The organism is Stieleria marina, assembly GCA_007741555.1.
In the GTDB taxonomy this organism is placed as follows: domain Bacteria; phylum Planctomycetota; class Planctomycetia; order Pirellulales; family Pirellulaceae; genus K23-9.
On sequence record CP036526.1, the window covers coordinates 1,717,662 to 1,741,757 of the forward strand.

The window sequence follows — 24,096 nt, forward strand, 5'->3', positions numbered from 1 at the left end:
TGGGTCTGGCGAAATGCCATTGGCACACAGGTTGCTCTAGTGGGGACATCAATGATGGCCCTGCCAGCGGTGCGCTGTCGAAAGGCTGCGGCGCAGAGTTGCACTCGGGATTTCCCGACATGATCCGGACATCACAGAACCATTCAAATTAACTATCGGGACTGCCAAGCGACTTTGGCTCTCACCGATCCCCTACTGACGAACCACAGGAGACAAACGTCGTGGCAAAGCAAATCGTTTTCGACGACGACGCACGCGGGCCATTGTTGGCTGGTGTGAGCAAATTGGCGCGAGCCGTCCGCAGCACGCTTGGCCCTCGCGGCCGTAACGCGGTGCTGGACAAAGGCTGGGGCTCGCCCAAGGTCACCAAAGATGGTGTGACCGTTGCAGAAGACATCGAACTGGATGACCCGTTTGAAAATTTGGGTGCTCAGCTTGTTAAAGAAGCTGCCAGCAAAACCAACGATGTTGCCGGCGACGGAACCACTACAGCAACCGTTTTGGCTGAAGCGATTTATCGCGAAGGTCTGAAAATGGTTGCCACTGGTGCCGACCCAATGGCTCTCACTCGCGGCATCAGCAAAGCCGTCGAAACTTGCGTCGCTCAGATCGAAAAACTTTCGACTCCGATCAACGAGAAGAAAAAGAACGACATCAAGCAAGTCGCCACGATCGCTGGCAACAATGATCCTACGATCGGCGAAGTACTTGCAGACGCCTTTACCAAGGTCGGCAAGAACGGTGTCATCACGGTCGAAGAAGGCCGCTCAAACGAAACCTACGTCGACGTCGTCGAAGGCATGCAGTTTGATCGCGGATTCCTTTCGCCACACTTCGTCACCAACCAAGACGACGTGTCGGTCGAATTGGAAGACTGCTATGTGTTGTTGTTCGAGGAAAAGATCAGCAACAACAAAAAGATGATTCCTTTGTTGGAAGCTGTCAGCAAAGCAAAGAAACCTTTGTTGATCATCGCCGAAGACACCGAAGGCGAAGCCTTGGCGACTTTGGTTGTCAACAAAATGCGTGGCATCCTGTCGGCTTGTGCCGTCAAAGCTCCCGGCTACGGCGATCGCCGCAAAGCCATCTTGGGTGACATCGCTGTCTTGACTGGCGGCAAAGCGATTTTCAAAGACTTGGGCATCGATTTGGAAAGCGTCAAGCTGACCGACTTGGGCCGTGCCAAGAAGATCCGCATCACCAGTGAAGCGACCACCATGGTTGGCGGTGCTGGCAAGAAAGCTGACATCGAAGGCCGTGTCGAACAGATCCGCCGCGAAATTGAAGCGACGGACAGCGAGTACGACAAAGAGAAGCTGCAAGAACGTTTGGCCAAATTGGCTGGCGGTGTTGCACAGATCAACGTCGGTGCTGCAACTGAAACCGAAATGAAAGAGCGTAAAGCTCTGATCGACGATGCTCGTGCAGCGACTCAAGCAGCACTCGAAGAAGGCATCGTTCCTGGCGGCGGTACTGCCCTGCTCCGCTGTCGCGCCGCAATCGACAAGCTTGAAAAAGCGACCGAAGGCGACCAGAAAATGGGTGTTCGGATCATCCGCAACTGTTTGGATCAACCTCTACGAGCGATCGCAAACAATGCTGGTTTGGATGGAGCCGTTGTCGTGAACCGCGTCTTGCAAATGAAAGGCAAGACCGATGGTTACGACGCCAACGCCGAGAAGTACTGTGACTTGGTTGCTGCTGGAATTGTTGATCCAGCCAAAGTCGTGCGGACTTCGCTGACCAACGCTGCCAGTGTTGCATCACTGTTGCTGACGACCGAATCGCTTGTCACCGAGATTCCTTCGCAAGAAGAGGAAGAAGGCGGCGATCACCATCATGACCACGGCGGTGGCATGGGCGGAATGGGCGGCGGCATGGGTGGCATGGATATGGGTGGCATGGGCGGAATGGGAGGCATGGGCGGCATGATGTAAGCCGCTCTGCGATCCCGTTGGTGAGCCGTTGGCGCTCGCCACGGGTCTTTTCACCAAGACTCGTCATTCCGATAAGGGCTCGAGGCTAGTGCCAAGGGCCAACAAGTAATCGAAGTGCTATTTGGCCGACTCGCCCGCGGGTCGGCCTTGCAAAACAAACCAACAAACCAACATTCAATAGAAGAAGATCCAAACGATGGCAAAACTTAACTTGCGACCTCTCGACGACCGCGTTGTTGTTCAGCCCGAAGCTGCCGAAGAAACCACTGCTGGCGGAATCGTGCTTCCTGATTCGGCTCAAGAAAAACCACAGCGTGGCAAGATCGTTGCCGTGGGCCCAGGCAAATTGCTTGATAGCGGTAACCGTGGCGAACTGAGCGTCGATGTCGGCGATACCGTGATCTACGGCAAGTACGGCGGAAGCGAAATCGAAGTGGACGGCCAAGACATGAAGATTCTCCGCGAGAGCGACATCTTGGCAAAGGTTCTGTAGTTCGACCTGACCTGCAAAACTCTCTTACAAACCACACAAACAATCGAGGAATTTTCTCGTGGCAAAACAACTCTTATTTGACGACCACGCACGTGCTCGCATGCTTGCTGGTGTCGAAAAGCTGGCCAAAGCTGTCGCAACGACGATGGGCCCAACCGGTCGCAACGTGATCATCGACAAATCTTTCGGCGGTCCAACCGTGACGAAGGACGGTGTCACCGTTGCAAAAGAAATCGAACTCGAAGATCGCTTCGAGAACATGGGTGCCAAACTGGTCATGGAAGTCGCTCAGAAAACGAGTGACTTGGCTGGTGACGGAACTACAACCGCGACCGTTTTGGCTCGTGCGATCTTCAAAGAAGGTCTGCGAAACATCGTCGCTGGTAGCAATCCTGCTGCGATTCGTCGCGGTATCGATCATGCTGTCGCTGCCGCAACTGAGCACTTGATGTCGATGGCCAAACCGGTCAAGAACAAAGAGCAAGTTGCCAACGTCGGTGCGATCAGTGCCAACAACGACAACGAAATCGGTGGACTGCTGGCTGACGCGCTTGAGCGAGTCGGCAAAGACGGCGTGATAACGGTCGAAGAAGGCAAAAGCCGCGACACCGAGGTCAACTACGTCGACGGAATGCAGTTCGACAAAGGCTACATCTCGCCTTACTTCATCACCGACCCCGGCACGATGGAAGCGAATCTCGAAAACGCTTTGGTGCTGTTGTACGAGAAGAAGATCAGCAACATCCGTGACTTGGTTCCGTTGTTGGAAAAGTCAGCTCAAACCGGTCAGCCGTTGTTGATCATCGCTGAAGACGTCGACGCCGAAGCTTTGACTCTTTTGGTTGTCAACAAACTGCGTGGCACACTGAATGTTTGTGCTGTGAAAGCTCCTGGTTTCGGCGATCGCCGCAAAGCCATGTTGGGCGACATCGCCACATTGACGGGCGGAACGTTGATCAGCGATGACTTGGGCATCCAATTGGAAAACGTCACGCTGGAACAACTTGGCCGTGCCAAGAATGTCACCGTCGACAAGAGTAGTACGACGATGATCGAAGGCGGCGGAAAACGCGGCGACATCGATAAACGCGTCGCTCAGATCCGTGCTCAAATCGATCAAACCGATAGCGAGTACGACAAAGAGAAGTACCAAGAGCGTTTGGCAAAACTTGCCGGTGGTGTTGCTGTAATTAGCGTCGGTGCCGAAACCGAAGCTGAAATGAAGCAAACCAAGGCTCGCCTGGAAGACGCCCTGCACGCAACTCGTGCAGCAGTCGAAGAAGGCATCTTGCCAGGTGGCGGTGTCGCTCTGGTTCGTTGCCGCGAAGCGGTCGAAGAGTCCAAGAAGAAGGCCAAAGGCGACGAGAAAATCGGCGTCGACATTGTCTTGAGTGCTCTGGACGCTCCCATGCGTCAGATCGCCGACAATGGCGGCATCGACGGCAGCGTTGTTGTCGACGAAGTCAGCCAGAAGGGCACGAACATCGGGTTCAATGCTCACACCGGCGAGTACGGCGACATGCTCAAAGAAGGCGTCATCGACCCGGTCAAAGTCGTGCGTACCGCACTGGCCAATGCTGGCAGTATCGCTGCCTTGTTGCTGACCACCAATTCCTTGGTGACCAACTTCGAGGACGATGACAAAGACAAGCGACCTGTCGAAGGCGTCGTTAGTTAGAGCATTTGTTTTAGCCGCTGGCGTTAGCCACGGGCCTTGCGGTCCGATAGCGGTGAGAAGGCCCGTGGCTAGCGCCGGCGGCTCCAGATGAGAGCCGCCAACGCAGTCCTGGCCTACGATCAAGTTCACGATCACACATAACGGGTCGCTCGCCATTGGCAGCGACCCGTTTTCGATATTCATTCGCCGACGCACCATCATGGCAGATAAACGCGACTACTACGAAATCCTTTACGTCGAACGAACTGCGTCGAAGCCGGACCTCGATCGCGCGTACCGTAAACTTGCGATCAAATATCATCCGGATAGCAGCAAGGACGAAAACGCGGTCGAGAAATTCAAGGAAGCCTCCGAAGCTTACGAAGTTCTCTCTGACGCCGAAAAACGTGCTCGCTACGATCAGTATGGCCACGCGGGATTAGAAGGCGGTGGTCACCAGTTCAACGACGTCGAAGACATCTTCGAGGCCTTTGGTGACTTGTTTGGCGGCGGCGGTGGTGGCGGAAGCATCTTCGGCGACCTGTTCGGTGGTGGCGGACGCAGAAGCGGAGGCGGTCGTCGATCGCGACGTGGCGCGGACATTCGCTGTAACGTCACGCTGACTTTGGAAGAAGCCGCTCGCGGAACCAGTAAAGACATTTCCTTTCGCCGACGCGTTTTGTGCGAATCCTGCGAAGGCAGCGGAGCAGCACCCGGCAGCCAGCCCGTCACTTGCAACACCTGTGGCGGTCGCGGACAAGTGATTCAGTCAGCGGGCATTTTGCGTGTCCAAACTGCGTGTCCCAACTGCAATGGCGCGGGACAACAAATCAGTGAACCCTGTGGCGATTGCCGCGGAACGGGGCTGGAGAACAAAAAGGCCGAGCTGACGGTCGAGATCCCGGCCGGTGTCGACGATGGTATGCGAGTCCGAGTGCAGGGCGAAGGCGAAGCCAGTCCCGATGGCGGACCACGTGGTGACTGCTACTGTTTTATCACCGTGCGCCCGCACGATTTGTTCAAACGTGACGGCAGCCATCTGATACTGCAGCTACCGATTTCGTACACACAGGCAGCGTTGGGGGCGAACATCGAAGTGCCCACCTTGGACGGTCCCGAGCAACTGACCGTTGCAGCTGGAACTCAAACCGGCGAAGTGTTCACATTGAAAGGAAAAGGCGTGGTCGATCCACGCGGCGGCCCTGCTGGCGACTTGATGATTCAAGTGTTCATCGAAGTGCCAAAGAAGCTGGCGGCCGAACAGGAAAAGCTGCTGCGAGAGTTGGCAGACCTAGAACACCAAGATGTTTTGCCACATCGAAAATCATTTGTTGAGAAGCTGAAGACGTTTTTTGACACCGACACACAACCGCAAGAAACATGAGTGAAGCGATGAGTGAGAACGAAATCGACGAACCAATTGACGATGAATCCAATGCAACGGACGACGCGTTTGCATCGGGCGATATCGACGAAGTGGAAACACGCGATGAGGAAATGGATCGGTTGCGCGAAGCTGCCGATTCAGCCGATAAACGCGTGTTGATGGCGCAGGCGGAAGCGGAGAACTTTCGCAAACGGATGCGTCGTGATTACGAAGACCAGCTGAAATACGCAGCCGTCCCACTGGTCAACGACATCCTTCAAGTACGCGATAACTTGTGGCGTGCATTGGAAGCTGCCCAGTCAGCAGAGGACAACGCGGGCCTGAAAGAAGGCGTCGCCATGGTTGCCAAGCAGTTGGACGATCAACTTGCCAAGCACGGGGTCAAAGAGATCCCGGCTGCTGGCGAGCTGTTTGATCCCAATTATCACGAAGCGATCTCGCAAATGCCCAGTGCGGATCACGCCGAGGGCATGGTGGCGCACGTCGCTGCGACGGGTTTTCAAATGCATGAACGTGTGATTCGCCCTAGCCAAGTCGTTGTCAGTACCGGATCGCCTTCTTAATCATTTACTTCGCCGAACGCTCTGCGATCGGTTCTTTCACTTCCCGACCGCGGAGCGTTCGGCCACTTTCAACTGTTCGATCAGCCATGCCCACCTACGATTACGAATGTGAAGCCTGCGGTCATGCCTTGGAGATTTTCCAAGGTATCAATGACCTTGTTAAAAAGAAGTGTCCAGAGTGCAAGAAGAACAAGCTGAAACGCCAGTTCGGCACGGGCGCCGCGATCGTGTTCAAAGGCAGCGGTTTTTATCAGACCGACTACCGCAGCGAAGGCTACAAGCAGGCCGCGAAGAAAGACAGTGAGTCCAAGTCGGAAAAGAAATCCGATAGCAAGAAGTCCGATGCAAAATCGTCCGATCCCAAAAGCAGTAAAAAGAAGTCCGACTAAAACTCGGTCGCAGGTTTGCCGTCAACGATGATTGCGCGTAGCCCAGCGAGGGCCAAGGCCTCGCTCTCTTCTGTGTCGGCAGACGTAGCACGGTGTTAGCATTACGGTGCCGCATTATCGTTCGCTGTTGAATCGAAGCGGAACAGGATAAGAAATCATGCCACACGTTCGGTCGCCACTCAGGCTTCATGCAGAACGCAGCGCCGTCTTGGTGATCGATCTGCAGCAAAAGCTGGTGCCAGTGATTCCAGGAGGCGATCAACTTGTTGCGATCGCGGAGCGACTTCGGCAGGCTTCGCAGTTGCTGGGCGTTCCTAATGCCGCGACAGTGCAATATCCCAAGGGGTTGGGCGGGCTCGTTTCACCGCTTGCGGAACGGTTTCCGAATGCGGAAGAGAAATTGGATTTCAGTTCAGCGGTATGTCGCGGTGCCCTCGCCCAGTGGGCAACCGAAGGCCGCGACCAGATTGTCTTAGTCGGAATCGAAACACACGTTTGCGTTCAGCAGACCGCCTTGGATCTATTGGCCGAAGGCTTGCGTCCCGTCATTCCGGTCGACGCTGTTGGGGCGCGCCGAGAATTGGATCACGACATTGCGCTGCAGCGAATGCGGGACTGCGGTGTAATTTTGACGACGACCGAATCAATTTTGTTTGAATGGTTGTCGACCGCAGACCGTCCGGAGTTCAAAGCGGTTAGCCAACTGGTGAAGTCGTCATAGGGCGCCCGACTATTGATCGAATTCGTCGCGAATCGCTTGGACTTTCTCCGCGATTGGCTGCAGTTGCTGTTCGTAGCGACGCCATTTTTCGACGGATGAACGGTACATTGGCTGACGCACTTGCCACTTGCTGGGTGTATGGACGGCTCGGTCGTTTTTATGGAAATCCAAGCATTCAGGGGCCCACTCCAGTCCGCAGTGCTGGATCAAGTCGCGTGAATGGCGCGTGGGATCAGCTGTCAATGATTCGTACTGCACGGTGTGGATCTTGGTCGGCAAGACACTTTGCCAGTGGTGCATTAACCGGCGATAGTTGTGGTAGTAGTCGACGAGTTGCTCGAGATCACAAAACGGCGCATTCAGGTTTTGGCAATAGCTAGAGACAAAGATGTCCATTGGGTTGCGACTGCAGTGAATGATTTTTGCGTTTGGAAAAAGTGTCGCGATCAGGCCCAAGTGCATGAAATTGGTGGGCATCTTGTCAGTGATATGCTGCAGGCCATGGCGATAAGGCTGGATCTGCTGCAGATAAAACTCAGCTGCTTTTCGGAAGCACTCAGACGTCATTTCTCGCAACGTGTCAACGCTCCTGGACTGCATCATGTCATGGTAAACATGATCCATCAAATGAAGTTCGCCGGCACCTGAAACGCTTGGATGGCTGCTAAGAATTTGCTCGGTCAGCGTGGTGCCTGAACGCGGCATGCCGACGATGAAAATCGGTGTGTCGCTGGAGTTCCCGACGCTTGAAAAGGCATGGAAGGACGCTGGCGTGAAGGCGTTAATCTTGTTGGACGTTCGGCTGCTAGCAGTCTCCGCCTTGACACTGGGGCTTGCCGATTTGGAAGTCGCGAGAGCTGACTTAAGACGGTTGGCTTGGTCATAGTGGTGCCATGCTTCGTCGTAGGATCCGGTGTCTTCAAGTACTTTCGCCAAAGCGAAGTTCAGTAGCACGCGGGCGGACCGTTTCACGTCGGGCTGATCAAGCAGTGCCCGTAGTGAGGCGATGTAGGTGCGTGATTCGGTTCCTTCGCTGAATTTTTGGGCGCGTGAATATCTGAAATGAGTAAGTGCTCGCTGGGGATCGATTTGCAGGGCAGCTCGAAAGAGCGAAATCGCGGTTGATAGATCGCCGCAGTCGACATTGGAGATTGCCAGCATCGTTAGCGCAGAGGCGGACTGAGGTTCGCGCTGGAGAGCCTGCGTGAACGACTCTTTTGCTGCGTGGAATTGGTTCAGCTTTTGTTGGAGCACTCCCTGCGCTATCAGCGACCGTGTGTGCGGAGCACGCGCGTTGGCCGTGCAATAGCAGTCAAGTGCTTCATGGGACAGTCGAACACTTTGGATGTGTTTGCGTTTGCGTTTCAGTATCGCGGCGCGTCGTAGCAGTAGTCTCGCCAATGCGATGTTCAGTTTGGCCGAACGCGAGTCTCGCAGGAGGCAGACACGTAGCGTGTGGATAGCACTGCGGAGATCGTTCTTCTTAGCGTAAATTTGCGACAGGGCAATTGCGGAATCGAAGGACGATTCGTCCAGCACGATCGCGCGTTCGTAATATTCAATTGCCCAAGATTCCTGGCCGCTCTGTTCGGAGAGTTTCCCCAGCAAGGTCCAGCAATCAGGACGATGTGGGTCCAGTTTGACGCAGCGTGAAAGGTGTTCGTGTGCTTGCTGGAACTGCTTGGTTAATACGCACGCAAAACCCGCGATCTGGCTACTGTCCGAGTTCTGTATCCAGTCGTTGGATGACTGTTCCAAACGCTGAAGCGATTTCTCCGGACGATTGCGGATCAAATCGTTTGCTGCAACGACGTTGACTGCGATCGCATCAAAACGCTTGCCGCCCAGACGTTGCTTTGACTGCTGGACAATTGACTGATGTGATTGGCTGGACGAACTTCGTGACTGGTCGCATAGTTTTGCAAACAGTCTTTCCAGTTTTCGCGGTTCCATTCGAAGTGATGTTTGCATGGTTCGGTCTCCGTCGGCGCATACCGGTAGCGTCGGTACCAGTTTGGTTGAAAAAAATTGGTAGTCGCGTCAGCCAAATTGGAAAGCTAAGTCCGCGACAAGATTCTGCCCTACGTTGATTTGCAACCGATCATCGGCTGCAAATCAATTTGGGGACGACGAAGGGGGCGTCTTTACAACACCCCAAGAATGCTAATATTCGTAATAGTAGTTGTAGTAGTAGCTGTAACCTGATTGGTCTTCGTAGGTGTAACCATCGTCGCTTCCGTCTTCGTCTTCGTAGCTGTATCCGTCTTGGTTATCGTCTGGCTCGTCATCGTCGTCGTCTTGGTCATCCGACAGTCCGTCACAGGACAGCGAATAGGAAAGCGTGGGAGACGTGTTGGGATCATCCGAGAGAGCGGTGAATCTCAGGATGTAGTCACCCTGCTGCAACAGCGCAAAGGCACTTCGGCTCGCACCGGTATCAGTCCGCAGAGTCATTCGGATTTCTTGCGTGTGGGCATCGTAGATAATCAGCCGAACACTATCGCCCGAAGGAACTCCTCCGGCTGCGAGATCGAATCGGAACAACTTGGTTTTGCCCGCGGTCCAACGCACGAACTTGTCAACTGATCCATCCAGTTGACCGTCCATCATGTGGTTCATTTGGGCCGAGGGAGTTTCAAACTCGGCCGTGACCAGGTAGTTGCCAACACTGACTGCCGAATTGGGATCGACACTAACGCGAATGACATATTCGGCGTTGGGCTGGGGATGTTGAACTTCCATCGTCCACGTTCCATCGGAATGCAGACGCCCGATGGCTCCGGCATGGTTGCCCTCCGCCGAAAGCAAGTTCACTTTCAGACCGGGATGCTCTGCACCGACGCCGACGACATTGACCCGCAGCATTCCATCAGGCTGTGCCGGTGCAGTCACTTTCCAGTGATCAACGTCGGCCAAGTCGCTCGATGACGAGGTCGTTTCGTATCGGTTCGCAATACCCGAAACACTCGCGTCCATCTCCACTGCGTTGAGGATCGTGTCAGTGGGATTGTTTTCGGTGTCGGCCAAACCAAAGTTCGAGAAAATCGCATCCGCCCCCGCATCATACGATTGCGGGGCGAAGTCCAATTGTTGGGTTACAGAATCGCGATAGTCGACTTCGATGCTGTAGTCACCTACTGAATAGATGTCATCCGAATCTGCGGCCGCGATTCGCAAATACAACTTGCTGTAATTGCCAAGGTTTTCGATTTCGATGCTATGGTCATTGTCATATACGGAAGCCGACGCGGACTGGGCCAACACGTTTCCGTTTTCGTCGACCACTTCCATACGTGAGTTCAGCAAACTGATGCCCGCGGCTCGCAGGCGAACCGAAACACTCTCTCGGCCTGCGATGGGAGTAATTTCGTAGTGGTCGACATCCGTATTACTGGCAAGGCTACCGCGAACTCGGATCACGTTAGCTGACGATTCAAAACCGACTGGAGTCGGGATTGTTGTGGCCATCGTCAATTGATCATTGCTGATTGATTCGTATGGATCGCTACGCTGTCCATACAACGACTGAATCGCGTCGATGTCGGGTTGCGTAAGAATTCCCTTAGGCGCCGTGTACTGCCGGAACATGATCGACAGGGTGTCGAGATTGTCGTCGATTCCGAGAGTGTTGCCTGCTTCATGCAGCACGAGGCTGAAAAGGTCTCGGTCACCTTCGTTGATTGAATCTGGGTCAGGCCCTGTGTCATCGGCCCAGTCGTGATAAGTAAAGGTTTCGTTTGAATTGAGAACCAAGTCACCGGAATAGGTTCCAGCGACGGCTTGAAACGGCAGCGAGTTTGCCAGCAGGCCTTGCTGGGGAATCGCTCCAATTCGGAATTCTCCAAATCGAGGGTCGTCGGTCATCAACCCGGGGGCACCGAATCGGACGTCAAAGTCGTTTCGAAGCCCAATGTTGATGTCAGCGTGAATCGCCCATGTTTGGTAAGCACGCAGCGCCAGTTCTTGCCATTCGTGTCGGTCGGCAACTTGATCCAGCGTTTGATGCAAGTCGTTTTCATACTGGCCGACCGCAACTCCGTCGGCTGGGAAGCTGATCGAAAGGTCTCTTGCTTCTGGCCAGGGCGTGCCAAACGCGGCAAGTAAACGACGGGATTCAAGGGATTCGACCGAAATCGATTTGGTTTTTGAGCGGTTCTTGGCGGACATAGGGTAATTTCTAAAACTGAGGCAATAGAGAGCGTGGCGGGAGGGAATTGCAGTCGACGATTCCAATTACAGTTGGCTGCGCGTCGGGTTAGGCGTCCGGCTGCGTCGGGAAATTGAGTAGGCCGTTCGAACGTGCTTGTAGCCTTCCAACGACCGCAAATTGTTGAGGTCTTCGTCGTCGTCGAAACGCTTGACTTCGTACCCCGCGTGAACCGCTTTTGCTAGAAACATGAGTCCGCGTTGGTGGTTCACTTTGCCGGGCATCAGTGCATAGGTGCATGCTGCCTGGTAATACGTCCTTGGATCATTGGGTTCCTGGATTGCTAGTTCCAGCGAACCAATCGCTTCATCGAATCGCGCCAACCGAGCGTATTGAATCGCGCGATCGATCAAGGCTCGCTCGTTCGTCGGTTCAATCTTGAGGGACTGGTCGAATGCTTCAATGGACTCCGGATATTGCTTTAAATTGACGGAATAGACTTTGGCGATGTTGCGAAGGATCATCGGATTGTCAGGGTCAAGCTGCAGAGCACGTTGCAGGTCTGCCAACGAACAGAGAGGTTCTTGTTCGTCGATGGCCAGTGCGCGGGAAACCAACGCGTCAACGGAAAGCTCACTGCTCTGTTTCGCTGCTTCAAGATCTTTCGCGGCGAGTTCGCTGTGCCCCATGGCTTCATGTGCCTTCGCTCTCTTGACCAAGGAAAAAACATTTCCGGGTGACCGACGTTGCACTTCTGAATAATCTTTGATCGCTTCCTTGTATTTTTTCCAATTCAGATAGTTCGTGGCCCGCGCGTTCCAGGCGCGGACATTGTTGGGATCCAGTTCAATGGCTTTGTCAAAATCCAGGAGCGCGAACTGACGTTTACCTAGTCGTTGATGACAGCGGCCACGAAGGACATGCAGATCGGAAGAGTCCGGGGCATGCAGAATCGACCTCGTGAGCGAGAGTTTCGCATTTTCATACTGCTCGTCGGCGTATTGCGAGCGCGCCTTCAGCGTCCAAAGCGAGACGGACGGAACGATCTTTGAATCGTTCAGTGTGTTGAAAAACTGCATCGCTTGACGGTGTTTGTGTTGAGTCATCAGCCGGACCGCTTCCAAGTAGCGTTCCGAATCAGTGACTGCCGCAGTTTGCTCGGCCTTCTGGAGATACTCTCCCATGCTGGAGTCTCTGCCCAGTGATGCACGCCTGGCTTTCAAGAAAAACAGGGAGCGAGAGTCGCCTGGCAGTGGCAAGTATTCTGCAGCTGCAATCAACTGGTCAAGTCGTTGGAAATCTGAATCGGCAAGTCGCGTGTCGGTTGATTTCACCCACAGTCGTCTCGCTTCCAGTCGGCCGATTTGTAAAGCATGACGCTGGACACTCTCTAGCATTTCAGTGCGCTGCGGCGGTGATGCCTGACTTGAAATCAGTTTTGTGTAGCCGTCGGGATCGAAAAGCCCGTTAGATCGCAGTACTTCGATACCATCTTCGATATTACGAAGGCTCTCGCGGGCAGGGTCAGCGTTGATTCGCATCAGCGTGGCAGCCGACTGGGCCAAGAAATCACGAGAGCGTTCTGCCACCATCATCTGCTGTGATGTTTGACGCCACTGCAAAGCTACGTAGGCAGGCGGTATCGAAATCGCCAACAATAAAGCTGCGACTGTTCCGGCCGAAGTGAGTTGGGGATTACGTCGAAGCCATTTTTTGACCCTCGAACCGATCGGTTCTTCGGCGATCGCCAGCGAACGGCTAGCGTTTTCGTTTTCCAGATCGATACGCAGATCTTCGGCCGACGTGTAACGTTGTTGTCCCGAAAATTCCAAGCATCGGTTGATCACGCATTTCAAAGACGCCGAAACTTCATCGCTGGCTTGCCACGCAGGCGGCTGTTTTCTTTCTTCGATGGCACGTTGTAGATCGGTCGGCGCCATCGACGGAGGCGTCGTGTGCGGTAACCGTCCTGTGACAAACTGAAACATCATCACGCCCAACGCGTAGATGTCCGACTCTTTCACCGCTTCGGATTCTTGCAGCAAGAACGATCGGTAGGACTCGGGAGCCATGTAGGGCAACGTTCCGCCGACGACACGACTGAGGTTGTGGTTGAGTGATTGAGCCAAGTTGAAGTCCAACAAAGCTGGTTCGCCGTCATTGCGTATCAGCACGTTGCTGGGTTTAAGGTCGCCGTGCAAAATTCCTCTCGCGTGGGAATGAGCCAGGGCCGAAGCGAGCCGGACAAAGATCCACGTCGTCAGTGCGTTGCGATCCAGGTGTCGGAGGCTTTCCAAAGGCTTCAAAGCCGCTTGTTCGTCGGCCGCGGGGGCAAGCGAAAGCGACTGCGGAAACGAATCCTGTTGAAAGTCCGACATCGTCTTGTCGATGCGAGCTTCCACTGTGTCGATCAGGCTTTGACCCGCCGAGGATTCATCGTCTGCTTGGCCGCCCAGGACGTCATTGAGTGTCACGCTGCCCGCGTAAGGCATGCAAATGACCGTTCGCGAGTGGATTCGATGAACGCTATACAGAGGCACAATGTTGGTGTGCTGTAGCATCGCCATGCTCCGCGATTCGCGAAGATCATCGTCAACGACTTTCAACACCACGTAGCGATCCGCCAATTCAAGCTGCGTCGCTAGATACACTTTGCTAAATGCACCTGTGGCGATTTCGTGCACGATCTGGAATCCCGACGATTCAATTGCCTCGCGAAATTCTGAATCGAAATTTCCGTTCGCATCGGTCGGCGTTCCGCCCGAAAATGGTCGGATGGAACCTGTTCCTGGTAGCGGACGTGGTGAATTGTTCACCAGTCGTTGAAACCACTGTTCGTCTTTGACACCCGGCAGATCACGCCAACGCGAAACAAAGATGTCATGGCCATGGGCGGACCTCGCGCGAAAGTCTTCAAAGGCGATGTCAGCGACATTGGCGGGACGATCCAGCAGATCATTCCACTGTTCAAAGTACTCGTTCAGTTTGAGAGACAGGCCATGTTTGTACCGGAGTTCGATGTCAATCCGAATCAGTTCGGTGAGGGCATCGTGGTCGCCTTTGAGTCCATGCTCGGTCAGCAACGGACTGATCGTTGATCGTGAATCAGGCGTCCAGTTTTCCTCGAACTGGTCGATGGCTTCGTCCAAGCTGTCATTCATAGTGCGATTGATCATCGTGATACCCAAAGCCTTGTCGTGACGCATTGTTAGAAGAGCACGTTGGCGAACGAAACGTGCTATTTAATTAGGTAGAGGCAAATAGGTGGCGTTTGACCGCCACCTATTTTTGATAATTCGCAAGAGTTTTTAAAATGCAGATTGCATCGGCCAAACTCATTCGTTCAGCAGGATTCCTGCGAGACGTCGGCGACTATTTTGCAAGCTGCGTTCGACCGATCGACAGCTTCGATTAACCAACTCGCTGATTTCATCAACAGCGTGCCCTTGGATTCGCAAACTGAGGACTTCCCGATCAAGAGGTCTTAATAGCTCGAGAGTTTCTCGGACACAGATCTCGAAGAATTCGATCGATGATTGATCGCTTGGCACCGCGTCAATGCAATCCATCTGTTCGAGGGGGACATTGCGTTCAGTGTCGCGTCGTTGGGCTTGGTGATGGACTGCTTTGCTGCGCAATTTGTTCATTGCGATCACAGCCATCAGGTTCCACAGCGTCGCCCCGGGAGGAGCTTCGTAGTTGCCTGATTGCATCCCGCGAAACACACTTTTGAAAACCGATTGCACAATGTCTTCCGGTTCGGTTGACGCGGCCAACTTTTCGCCCAGATTTGATCGGACCAGCCCAAAGATGCGCCGTGCATATCGTTCGTACAGAATCGTCGCGGCTTCTTCGTCGCCATCACGAACCTGCACGACCAACGATCGGTCGGATGGGCTCAGCACACTGTCATGGCTCTCGTCAGTTGTCACGAATGTTTCAGAAAACGAGGGGCGAAGTCGACCGAAGACAGTGCGGACTACTTTATCAAGTTCGCGAATCATCGTCGCCCGCCGCTGTGAGAACGGCTGGGGCTGCACCGGATTAGTGTGAGCCGCAGCTCGCCGCAAACTCGCGTGACGCTGAAAGAATGTCCACCAGAGCATTGAAGCGGCTGCGGTCGCGTTTCCTCGCAGGTCGAGAAATGCCCCAAACGTCGACCGCAGCCGCCAATGGCAATCACTGGGAGTTAAAAAAATCTGCCGCTGACCCAGCAGATCTGCCCCAATTGGTAGAGGAGAATTCGACAAACATGTCCGCCAACTAAGTACAGGTTTTCTGTATTTAATTTTCGGTGAGTCGAAAGCAGCGTTATTTGCCGTGTATCAGGCGACTCGGATCCTTAGAGCGATTCGATGAACCACTGCACCCGTTTGCTGAAATCCAGGGGGTTGAGTCCCACGATTTGCTCGAAGTCTCGGATTCGGTCAGCTTTTTCGTAATTGCGAAAAGCTGGTCGCTTGGCGGTGTGATTCATCCATTTGGCAAATTCTCGCGGCTGACGTTCCGCCAGATAAAACATCATCGCCCAGCTGACCGCGTAGGCCTTGTCGACGGTTTTGTCGCTGTCAAACAACATGTCGTCGCCGATGAGTTGCACGACCGCTTTGTAAAAGTGGACTTCGTTTCGATCGCTTAGGGTGGATCGGATCAAGTTGATGCTGTCGGTATTGGCTCGATTGCTTGCCCGGGAGCCTGATTGCCGGCTGGTCATCGCCGGCGATTCGAACATTTGTCCGATGCCTTCGGTAATCCATTTGGGCGTATCGGTGACCCGGGAATGAACACCGGAGTTGAATGCCGATTGATGAGCCGCTTCATGACGCACGGTGGCCGCGATCAGCGACAAGTGTCCGCCGTCGTGCGTCAGCACGCGATTGGATTCGTTGGAATAGACACCGGCGACTCGCGACACATCGATTTTCAGTTTGCGAAACTCTCTGTACATGGCTTGCTGATCGGGAAAGACAACCGCGACCATCGGGAAGCGGCCTTCGCGAACGTTGACGCCGCGTTTGGTCATGTACGCAGTAAACGATCGGTGTGACTGTTCGAACAGCTGTGGCCAACGATCGCCGCGGCCTTTGGGTTGCACGACCAAGAAATTTTTCGTCGACGTGACTTCATACTCCGGACCATATTCGGCTCGTAACTGGTTGCGAAGCTCCGTCACTGGCATGGGCTCGTAGGCGTCTCGGATACGCCGCACGTTGTTTCCTTTTCGCGGATCCACCGAGTGAATGCTTCCGTCACGTCCGAGCACGATCATCTCGTGTGCCAGTTCGACCAACGCCATTCCCTGGTGTTGTTTTCCGGCGGAAAAAAATTCGACCATCCCGGTCGTCTGAGCAGAACAGTCGCTTGGAATCCAGCCGATCACCAAGGCGACGACGACTGCTAGGACAGCGATGGCCGGGCGGCGTGACGCAAAAACGAAGTCGCGGGTTGCCGGGCGTGCGGTTGGAAACGTTGCTTTTGTCATCAATTCTGACACTCTGAGGACACATCGGTTGGGACGGACGACTGAAGGCTAGGTTAGAATTTCAGCTGCGAAATGTGGGTTGCCTGTTTCAGCCTTCAATGTGCGAATGCGATCAGCGAATCCGACAAAAGGAGTCCGGTTATGAGGACAATGACAAACATGCCGTCAAATCAAATGGGAACTGCACGCCCTTTCTTTCGCAATCTGTTTGGTTTGCTAGTGGTCGGTCTGGCAACTTTTGCGGCATCGTCGGCGACCAGCCAGGAGGCCAAGGAGGTTGCGACCGAGCAAAACGAAGTTGACTCCGGAGCCGATGCCGATGACGCGGCTGAGCTAAAGGCCGATGTCTTGGAGTGGGTCGATCAATTGGATGCACCTAGCCTGAGCAAACGAAAACTGGCGGAAAAGCGATTGATCGAAGCCGGCGCCGACGCGCTGAAGTATTTGCCGGAAAAGAAAGCGGGCGTTTCGATCGAAGCCATCGAACGATTAGTACGCGTGCGCAAGGCGCTGATGATGTCCAAGACACAGACTCAGTCGTCTGCCATCACGATTCGATTGAACGACGTGGCTGATCTTGGCGAAGCACTCGAAGCGATCAGTCGGGACTCGGGCGTCGAATTTGAGCACCAGGCCGACGAATCGCAAAAGATCGATCCCGTTGCGACGCCGTTGTCGTTTTGGCATGCATTGGATTTGGTTCTGGATCAAGCCAACTTGGACGTCAACTTTTACGGCGGTGATCGAGGTGTCTTGGCACTCCAGCCACGCGAGGAAGGTCGGACTTCGCGAGTCGATTCGGCGGCTTACACAGGCGTGTATCGAATCGAGCCGATGTCCGTAAATTCGCGGCGTGTTCTTAATCAGCCATCGCAAAGTGGAATGAACGTGGCGATGGAGATTGCCTGGGAACCACGTATGACGCCGATCGGTTTGACGATTCCGATCTCGCAGTTGTCCGGAAAACTGGATGACGGTAACAGCATCAAGCCGCAAGAGTCCGGCGAGAAAATCGACATCGCGACCAACGCCGATTTGGCGTTCAGCGAGTTTTACTTGCCATTGGAACTCCCTGTGGGACGCCCCGGCAAAATTAAATCACTTTCGGGAACGATCGAGGCGCTGTTGCCCGGCAAGACACAGACGTTTGAGCTGCCGTTGAAAGAACCGAATCCCAAAAAAACGATCGATGCGTTGACGGTCGAAGTCGAAGAGATCCGTAAAAACGGCACGCTGCACGAAGTGCGTGTTGGATTGAAACTGGTGGATCCGGATCGATCCTTGGAAAGTCACCGGCATTGGATTTTTGAAAACCCGCTGTACGTTCGACTGAAAGATGGTTCGCGTGCTGAGCATCTCGGTTACGAGACTTATCGACAGTCCAAAGACGGTGTCGGTATTGGGTACCTCTTTGAGCTTGGTGACAGCTACTCCGAAGCCACGCTGGTCTACGAGTCGCCGACCGCAGTGGTCAACAACGAAGTTAATTTTGTGATACAGGACATCAAATTGCCGTGATTCGATTTTTCCTTGGCGTCTGCCTGATTCTGGGCTTGGGCACCGATTTAGTTGCTCAAGAAAACCTGCAGCCCGATGATCCCATTGCGTCGGTGGATGGTAAGCCTATTTTTCTGGGCGAATTGAATTTGGTCGTCGTCGATCGACTGAAAATACGGGACGTCAGCAAAGCGACGCCGCAAGTTCAACAGGCCATCGCGGCGACCTTGGTGCGTCAGCATTTAGCGATGAAGTCACTTCGGATACAGGGAGGAGAAAACCTTCAGCGGATCATCGACCGTTCGATCAGTGATTTGCAGAAGGACTTAGAACGCCGGGGGAGCAATTTGCAGGATCACGCCAAACAACGCAGTAGTGACGAAGCTTCGCTGAGAGAAACATTGGCGTGGCAGATCGCTTGGAAGGGGTATCTGAAGAGCCGTATGACGGACAAGAACCTGCGAACGTACTTCGCGCGCAATCAATCCAAGTACGTTGGCGGTCGGTGGGATGTGTCGCAGATCTTTTTGAAAATCGATCCTGCTGATCAGGCGTCGCGGGATGCCGTTCGTGAGCGACTTGCCCCGCTGATCTTGGAGCTTCGCCAGTCCGATGCACCCGAAGTATCGTTTGCCGCTGCGGCTCGCAAGCACAGCGAAGGTAGTGCGGCGTTGGCGGGAGGACGAATCGGCAGGGTGCAATCCAACGGTGATTTGCCCGGTAGTGTGATGGCGGCGGTCCGGTCGACCCCGGTGGGCAAGGTGAGCGAACCGGTGCAGTCGCCGCTTGGGCTGCACGTGGTGTTTGTGCATGATCACGAAAAAAGCGAAAGCGGTTTCGAGGATTTGACGGACCAATCGCAGCTGCGACGTGATGCAACGGATGCCTTGTTTGGGCAGTTGGTCGGGCAGCAGAAAGACGCCAAGATTTCATGGTACATTCCCGCTTTGAAACCGCCTGCCAACGTGAATCTGATTCCAAAGTAGGCCGCCGCATCGTAGAGGATCGCTGGCGGCATTCTTGGCGGGCAGTCAATGACCCAATTGGAATGTGTCCGCTCTGCTTATGTCGATCCTGCAACGATTCGAAAACCATATCGTCGGCGAACTAACGGATCACGAGAGGACGACGCTTCGCTGTAGCGCCGCTTGGTTTTTTTTGGTGCTGTTCGGGTACTACATTCTGCGGCCGATTCGCGAACAGATCAGCACCGAATATGGCATCAAGAATCTGTCTTGGTTGTTTTACGCGACCTTGGCGACGATGTTGATCGCGATTCCAACCTACTCGTTGCTGGTGTCAAAGTTTCACCGAAGAAAACTTGTACCTAGCATCTACGCATTCTTTTGTGTTGCGTTGTTGTTTTTTTGGGCGGCAATGTCCTTTGTTCCGAAGACGGCCATGATTGGTGGCACTCCGACGCTCGAATGGGTGGCGAGGTTTCTTTTCATTTGGATCAGCGTTTACGGTTTGTTCATCGTTTCGTTCTTTTGGAGCGTCGTCGGCGACATGCTTGCACCGGAGCAGGGGCGACGTTTGTATGGAATGATTGCGGGCGGTGGAACGGCGGGCGGAATGATCGCATCGTTGGTTGCCACATTCATGGTCGATGAATTGGGACAAGAAAACCTGCTCTTGATTCCAGTCGTTTTGTTGGTCGTCGGACTCTTGGTTTACTTTCGACTTGAAAAGGCCTGGGAGAGTCAGCAAGCGAGCGCTGTTGCCTTACCATCAAGCAGCGGAAAGCCGACGGGGGGAAATCCGTTTGCAGGGTTCACGGCGGTATTCAGTTCTCGGTATCTGTTCGCAATTTGTTTATATGGATTGTTTTTAGCGACCTGCGGCACCACGATCTATTTTCAGCAGTCAGAGATTGTCGAAGCCGCGTTTGACACAAAAGAAGCCAAGACGAAGTACTTCGCAATGATCAACTTTGCGGTGCAGGTATTGACGCTGGTTCTTCAGACGGCAGTCGTGGGGCGACTGATGAAACGCTTTGGACTTGGCCTGACCTTGGCGATTTTGCCGATCGCCTACATTTGCGGTATCACTTCGCTGGCGATCGCCCCAACGCTGGCAGTGCTTGCTGTTATTTCTGTGACGGGGCGGTCAGCCGAATACGCGATCGCGAACCCAGCACGCGAAGTGCTCTTTACGGCGGTACGTCGCGAGGATCGATACAAAGCCAAGAGTTTCATCGACACGATCGTGCGACGAAGTGGTGATGCTTCGGTCGGAACCGTTTATCGATTGATGCGAGAAAGCTGGGGGATCGCGATGACGACGTTGTCTTGGTGCATCATTCCGATTGCCATCGCGTGGTGTTTTTTGGCATGGTTTATCGGATACGAAAACAAACGGGTCATCGCGGAATTGGATGATCAAGTGCAAGCGGACAACGACTGAGCCCAAAAGGATCACGCTTCGGCGCAGTAGCAATTGGCAACGAAAAAACGCTCGCAGCTGGTGTTAGCTACGAGCGTCAAGTGGGAGCATCCAGCTGTCTTTGCACTAGCTGCGTTTAAAGTTCAGGCCGCCCGTCTTGGTGCCATCCAGCTTGAAAGCGAATCCGGAATCATTGGCCGTCCAGTCGCCAACCATCTGCTGAAGGTCAGCGGAACGCACTAGAGTCAGGCGTCCTTGGGCTAGTCGGTACTCGCCGTCGAATTTGCTGGATTTGCCATTCTTGGTTGCCGTCCATGTGAACGTGCCATCCGATGCCAAGTTGAGTTCAACCGATTGGCTGCCGGGGAGACTGACCCGCCAAGTTCCCACGTGTCCTGCTGTCGTGTTCGGCAGAGTAGCCGTCGCTGCGGTGAACTGCGGAATGGTTGTAGTTGTTTCCGGAGTCACTTTGGTCGCTTCGCCGCCAGCTTTTGAGATCGACGCTAGAGCCTGCAAAGCACTTTGCTGAGCCGTTGTTGGAGCCGACTTCTGAGCTGGCGTTTGGGTGGTTGCCGGTTGGGCGGCAGGTGAGGTAGCCGGTGTGGCGACGTTGGCAGGGTTTACCGAATTTGTCTGGCCAGTGATCGTGCTTGCCATCGTTTGTGTTCTGAGCGAAGAGGTCGCTGAAGGCTGTTGATTGGTTGTTTGGCTGACCACAGGCATAGACCGTTGTGGCACTGTGCTTTGTGTCGTTGGCTGGGGCACCGCCTGTGCCGAGATCGATGGCGTAGACGGTTGCTGATAAGTGACTTGGCTGGAAGCAGGCTGCGAGTAAATCGTCTGCGGTTGCGTGGGCTGTACGTAGACGCTTTGCGAGTGAACGGATTGTGAATAAACGGGCTGCGAGTACTGCGGTTGAGCGTAGGAGGGTTGCGAGTATACGCTGGTGGCTTGGGATGTCTGGTACTTCACCGTCGGGCGGCGAAAGTTCATCGATGGACGCGAGATGGATGGCCGCGGAAAGGACCGGCTGAGTCCGCCGCCGAAGCCGCCCCCAAATCCGCCGAACCCACCGCCACGTCCACCGCACGCAGAGGCGGGGAGAGTGTTGGCAACGATTCCGGCAAGAGCGGCGACGACCAGGATGGTTGATTTAAGCTGACGATTCATTGTTTCGCTCCAAAAAGTGTTTTCAGTGGATGGATTTCGGTTTTGCACTCAGTGGGATGACTGCGTTGCTAAATATCCAAGCGGGGCACGGTTCAAACTGTTACGGCATTTCACGAAAAAACGGGAACGCGGTTCGTTTTGGTTTCACAAAACTGCAAAACCTCACGCCCACGTCCCCGCCGAGCCATCCTCGAATCAAGTATTCAGGTCAGTCAGCGAGCCATGACGCCAGGGTTTCTTCGGCTGTCTTGGTCGCTTTTTGCGGAGCCAGTTCTTTTTCCATCGCGTTGGCGATGCGTGCGACGTATTCCACTGTCGCTTCCAACGCGTCGTCCGATGCGGTGGCATCAAGCTTGGCCACAAAAAGGATCAGGTACTCGCCTGCCGAATTCTTTTCGATCGCCCAAGATCCAATCTTGGTGGCCGAGCTCTGACGCATCAGTCGCATCATCAATTTCGTATCGGGGGCTTTGGTAGATGTGGAAACCAGCGACCAAATGCGTCGGACGTCGGCCAATCGGTAGTACTCGGTTTTCTTCGTGACAAAAACAGACTGGGTTTTGTCCTTTGCGACTTCACGCTGGATCAAATAATTGCCTGTGCTATGGAGCGTGTACTGAATTTCGGCGTTATCCAGGACTACTTTGGTAGGCAGCGGTGACTCTTTCCACGTCCCATCGATCAGAGCTTTGATCTCGCTGATGTCCACGCAAAAGCTGACTGCACCGGCCGTCGGCGAAAACGATTGAGCGATTGCGACCAGTTCGCCATCGCTGTTGACGACCGGTCCGCCGCTGTCGCCACGCCGAATCGCCGTCTGTGTTTCGACGACTTTAAAATCATGTTCGCCGTGGTCCGAGTCGAATTTTTTGTCGTAGACGGCGCGGACCGTTCCCGAGGAGTAGACCCACAGCACATCACTGCCGCCGGGGTTTCCAATCAAATCGACTGCCGTACCTGGCTTGGTGCTGGACTGGGCCAATTCGATCGCTTGGGCCCCCTCGGGAAGTTCGGGCAATTGAATCAAGGCTAGATCACGTTTGCGATCGACTGCGACGACTTTGCCTTGTTTGCCAAGCTTGAGGATGTTGTCCAAGTAGCTCTTGCGTTTCACGGTTGGCAGGTCGCCCTTCATTTCGGGAAAGAAGATAACGGCGTTTCGGCTATCTCCTACAACATGTGCGTTGGTGATGACCAAGCGTTTTTCGGCGTTCACCAGCACGCCTGTTCCGCTCGATGTTTGGTCATCGGCGTCGGCGGTGATGATCCAAACTGTCGAAGGAAGCGCTTTTTGGTAGTTTTCTGCATCCGCGTAAACGCTCGCTGGGAGGCTCAGCAGCACAGCAAGGCCGCAAACGCAGATCAGCAGCTTTCGGTCGATTTTGGGCGTTAACATTGGTTTTTCTCGCTCTTGGGGGATGGCTCGCGGCGGTTGATCCGCCGCTGGATGGTTTGACTCTCCTTTGAAAGCGTGATCCGTGTGGCCGTGTTACAGAAAAAAACGGGCCGGCAAAAATCGGCAGTGTTTTCACCGAGCCTTTTTGAAGTTCAATGCCAAGCTGGGGGAGACTTCCAGACGAAACGCTTGGTTATCGGTTTGCGTGACGGTCCCGGCGATTGATGTTTTGTCATTGCCGGTCAGGGTCAATCGGTTGCCCGATTTGGCTGCTGTCCCCACTGAGACGTGCGATTGGCCGTTCTTTTGGTGGACAAGCTGAAATTTGCGATCAGCCGTGATTGCGATTGCAAACGCTTCGGTGCTGCTGATGGCTGCTGACCAAGTCCCAACCAAAGTCAGTTTTGGGACTTCAGCTCTCGTTTTGACCGCGTCCGTCTTTGCTTTTACGACGGTCGGTAGGGGAGGCGAGGATGGATTGATCAGCGACTGAATATTGATTTTTCGCTGGGGCTTCCTTGCGTCGGCGCTGGTCGTTTGCTCGGCGAGTTTCGTGGAGCTTTCAAAGACTGCGGCCATTGAAATTTCCGAAAACAGGTCGTCCTTGGCATGGGCGATCGTCGGGTGGATAATTTTTGACGCAAATAGGATTGCGAGCAGGGTGGCGATTGCAAACGTGACACGCATGGCAGCGGTGACCTCAAAACGAAGGGATGGCACAAAGGGCGACGATCGATTCTGGCGTTCGTCTCTTTTCCTGAGCGTCAAAAGACACCGTTTGTTACATCGTTGCTTTTTCCCCTTATGAATTCGTGTCGCCGACGCTCGCCCATTTCTCCGGTCGCTGCAATTGCTTGCCAGTATCGATCGAA

18 protein-coding genes are annotated in these 24,096 nt (G+C 54.1%); 10 read left to right on the forward strand and 8 right to left on the reverse strand.

Annotated elements, in window-relative coordinates:
- Positions 1-221 precede the first annotated feature (221 nt).
- The 7 genes from groL (K239x_RS06030) (at position 222) to K239x_RS06060 (ending at position 7,147) form a co-directional block, all read left to right on the forward strand.
- On the forward strand, positions 222-1,937 hold the full coding sequence (groL, locus tag K239x_RS06030; RefSeq protein WP_145416889.1) for a chaperonin GroEL: 1,716 nt from the start codon (positions 222-224) through the stop codon (positions 1,935-1,937).
- A 196-nt stretch (positions 1,938-2,133) separates the two neighbouring features.
- Entirely contained in the window at positions 2,134-2,430 is a 297-nt protein-coding gene (gene groES / locus K239x_RS06035) for a co-chaperone GroES (RefSeq protein ID WP_145416890.1), read from the forward strand.
- A 58-nt stretch (positions 2,431-2,488) separates the two neighbouring features.
- The gene (groL, locus tag K239x_RS06040) at positions 2,489-4,108 is read left to right on the forward strand and encodes a chaperonin GroEL (protein ID WP_145416891.1); all 1,620 of its coding nucleotides are present in this window, start codon (positions 2,489-2,491) and stop codon (positions 4,106-4,108) included.
- A gap of 199 nt (positions 4,109-4,307) precedes the next feature.
- Entirely contained in the window at positions 4,308-5,471 is a 1,164-nt protein-coding gene (gene dnaJ / locus K239x_RS06045) for a molecular chaperone DnaJ (protein WP_145416892.1), read from the forward strand.
- Positions 5,468-6,037, forward strand: coding sequence for a nucleotide exchange factor GrpE (locus K239x_RS06050; RefSeq protein ID WP_145416893.1), 570 nt, complete (start codon positions 5,468-5,470; stop codon positions 6,035-6,037). The genes dnaJ and K239x_RS06050 overlap by 4 nt, the downstream gene beginning before the upstream one ends.
- An 86-nt stretch (positions 6,038-6,123) precedes the next feature.
- Complete coding sequence (locus K239x_RS06055; RefSeq protein ID WP_145416894.1) at positions 6,124-6,426, forward strand: FmdB family zinc ribbon protein; 303 nt, start codon at positions 6,124-6,126, stop codon at positions 6,424-6,426.
- Positions 6,427-6,583: 157 nt separating this feature from the next.
- Positions 6,584-7,147, forward strand: coding sequence for an isochorismatase family protein (locus K239x_RS06060; RefSeq protein ID WP_419189729.1), 564 nt, complete (start codon positions 6,584-6,586; stop codon positions 7,145-7,147).
- A 9-nt stretch (positions 7,148-7,156) separates the two neighbouring features.
- Here K239x_RS06060 and K239x_RS06065 read toward each other — a convergent pair whose 3' ends face one another.
- The 5 genes from K239x_RS06065 to K239x_RS06085 all read right to left on the reverse strand — a co-directional run bounded on the left by K239x_RS06065 (position 7,157) and on the right by K239x_RS06085 (position 16,776).
- On the reverse strand, positions 7,157-9,118 hold the full coding sequence (locus K239x_RS06065; RefSeq protein ID WP_145416895.1) for a tetratricopeptide repeat-containing sulfotransferase family protein: 1,962 nt from the start codon (positions 9,116-9,118) through the stop codon (positions 7,157-7,159).
- A gap of 192 nt (positions 9,119-9,310) precedes the next feature.
- Positions 9,311-11,314 (reverse strand): matrixin family metalloprotease, encoded by a 2,004-nt coding sequence (locus K239x_RS06070; protein WP_145416896.1) that lies wholly within the window; start codon positions 11,312-11,314, stop codon positions 9,311-9,313.
- Positions 11,315-11,380: 66 nt separating this feature from the next.
- Positions 11,381-14,500, reverse strand: coding sequence for a serine/threonine-protein kinase (locus K239x_RS06075; protein ID WP_145416897.1), 3,120 nt, complete (start codon positions 14,498-14,500; stop codon positions 11,381-11,383).
- 129 nt (positions 14,501-14,629) lie between these two features.
- Positions 14,630-15,226, reverse strand: a complete 597-nt coding sequence (locus tag K239x_RS06080; protein WP_419189730.1) for an RNA polymerase sigma factor — start codon at positions 15,224-15,226, stop codon at positions 14,630-14,632.
- Positions 15,227-15,636: 410 nt separating this feature from the next.
- A complete protein-coding gene (locus tag K239x_RS06085; RefSeq protein WP_145416899.1) occupies positions 15,637-16,776 on the reverse strand; it encodes a DUF1570 domain-containing protein in 1,140 nt (379 codons plus the stop codon).
- A gap of 159 nt (positions 16,777-16,935) precedes the next feature.
- Between K239x_RS06085 and K239x_RS06090 the strand changes: the two genes are divergently transcribed.
- The 3 genes from K239x_RS06090 to K239x_RS06100 all read left to right on the forward strand — a co-directional run bounded on the left by K239x_RS06090 (position 16,936) and on the right by K239x_RS06100 (position 20,679).
- A complete protein-coding gene (locus K239x_RS06090; protein ID WP_419189731.1) occupies positions 16,936-18,294 on the forward strand; it encodes a hypothetical protein in 1,359 nt (452 codons plus the stop codon).
- Complete coding sequence (locus K239x_RS06095; RefSeq protein ID WP_145416900.1) at positions 18,291-19,259, forward strand: peptidylprolyl isomerase; 969 nt, start codon at positions 18,291-18,293, stop codon at positions 19,257-19,259. Before K239x_RS06090 ends, K239x_RS06095 begins: the two co-directional genes overlap by 4 nt.
- Positions 19,260-19,323: 64 nt before the next feature.
- The gene (locus K239x_RS06100) at positions 19,324-20,679 is read left to right on the forward strand and encodes an NTP/NDP exchange transporter (RefSeq protein ID WP_145416901.1); all 1,356 of its coding nucleotides are present in this window, start codon (positions 19,324-19,326) and stop codon (positions 20,677-20,679) included.
- Between the two features lie 105 nt (positions 20,680-20,784).
- Here K239x_RS06100 and K239x_RS06105 read toward each other — a convergent pair whose 3' ends face one another.
- The 3 genes from K239x_RS06105 to K239x_RS06115 all read right to left on the reverse strand — a co-directional run bounded on the left by K239x_RS06105 (position 20,785) and on the right by K239x_RS06115 (position 23,911).
- The gene (locus K239x_RS06105; protein WP_145416902.1) at positions 20,785-21,828 is read right to left on the reverse strand and encodes a hypothetical protein; all 1,044 of its coding nucleotides are present in this window, start codon (positions 21,826-21,828) and stop codon (positions 20,785-20,787) included.
- Between the two features lie 208 nt (positions 21,829-22,036).
- On the reverse strand, positions 22,037-23,224 hold the full coding sequence (locus K239x_RS06110) for a S1 family peptidase (RefSeq protein ID WP_145416903.1): 1,188 nt from the start codon (positions 23,222-23,224) through the stop codon (positions 22,037-22,039).
- 132 nt (positions 23,225-23,356) lie between these two features.
- Complete coding sequence (locus K239x_RS06115; protein WP_145416904.1) at positions 23,357-23,911, reverse strand: hypothetical protein; 555 nt, start codon at positions 23,909-23,911, stop codon at positions 23,357-23,359.
- Positions 23,912-24,096: the final 185 nt, after the last annotated feature.

Excerpts from the sequence above, each read along its gene's own strand:
- K239x_RS06065 (WP_145416895.1), bottom strand. The coding sequence starts at position 9,118 with ATGCAAACATCACTTCGAATGGAACCGCGAAAACTGGAAAGACTGTTT.
- K239x_RS06060 (WP_419189729.1), top strand. The coding sequence starts at position 6,584 with ATGCCACACGTTCGGTCGCCACTCAGGCTTCATGCAGAACGCAGCGCC.
- K239x_RS06055 (WP_145416894.1), top strand. The coding sequence starts at position 6,124 with ATGCCCACCTACGATTACGAATGTGAAGCCTGCGGTCATGCCTTGGAG.
- K239x_RS06075 (WP_145416897.1), bottom strand. The coding sequence starts at position 14,500 with ATGCGTCACGACAAGGCTTTGGGTATCACGATGATCAATCGCACTATG.
- K239x_RS06105 (WP_145416902.1), bottom strand. The coding sequence starts at position 21,828 with ATGAATCGTCAGCTTAAATCAACCATCCTGGTCGTCGCCGCTCTTGCC.
- K239x_RS06115 (WP_145416904.1), bottom strand. The coding sequence starts at position 23,911 with ATGCGTGTCACGTTTGCAATCGCCACCCTGCTCGCAATCCTATTTGCG.
- K239x_RS06110 (WP_145416903.1), bottom strand. The coding sequence starts at position 23,224 with ATGTTAACGCCCAAAATCGACCGAAAGCTGCTGATCTGCGTTTGCGGC.
- dnaJ (WP_145416892.1), top strand. The coding sequence starts at position 4,308 with ATGGCAGATAAACGCGACTACTACGAAATCCTTTACGTCGAACGAACT.
- K239x_RS06085 (WP_145416899.1), bottom strand. The coding sequence starts at position 16,776 with ATGACAAAAGCAACGTTTCCAACCGCACGCCCGGCAACCCGCGACTTC.
- K239x_RS06050 (WP_145416893.1), top strand. The coding sequence starts at position 5,468 with ATGAGTGAAGCGATGAGTGAGAACGAAATCGACGAACCAATTGACGAT.
- groES (WP_145416890.1), top strand. The coding sequence starts at position 2,134 with ATGGCAAAACTTAACTTGCGACCTCTCGACGACCGCGTTGTTGTTCAG.
- K239x_RS06070 (WP_145416896.1), bottom strand. The coding sequence starts at position 11,314 with ATGTCCGCCAAGAACCGCTCAAAAACCAAATCGATTTCGGTCGAATCC.
- K239x_RS06090 (WP_419189731.1), top strand. The coding sequence starts at position 16,936 with ATGCCGTCAAATCAAATGGGAACTGCACGCCCTTTCTTTCGCAATCTG.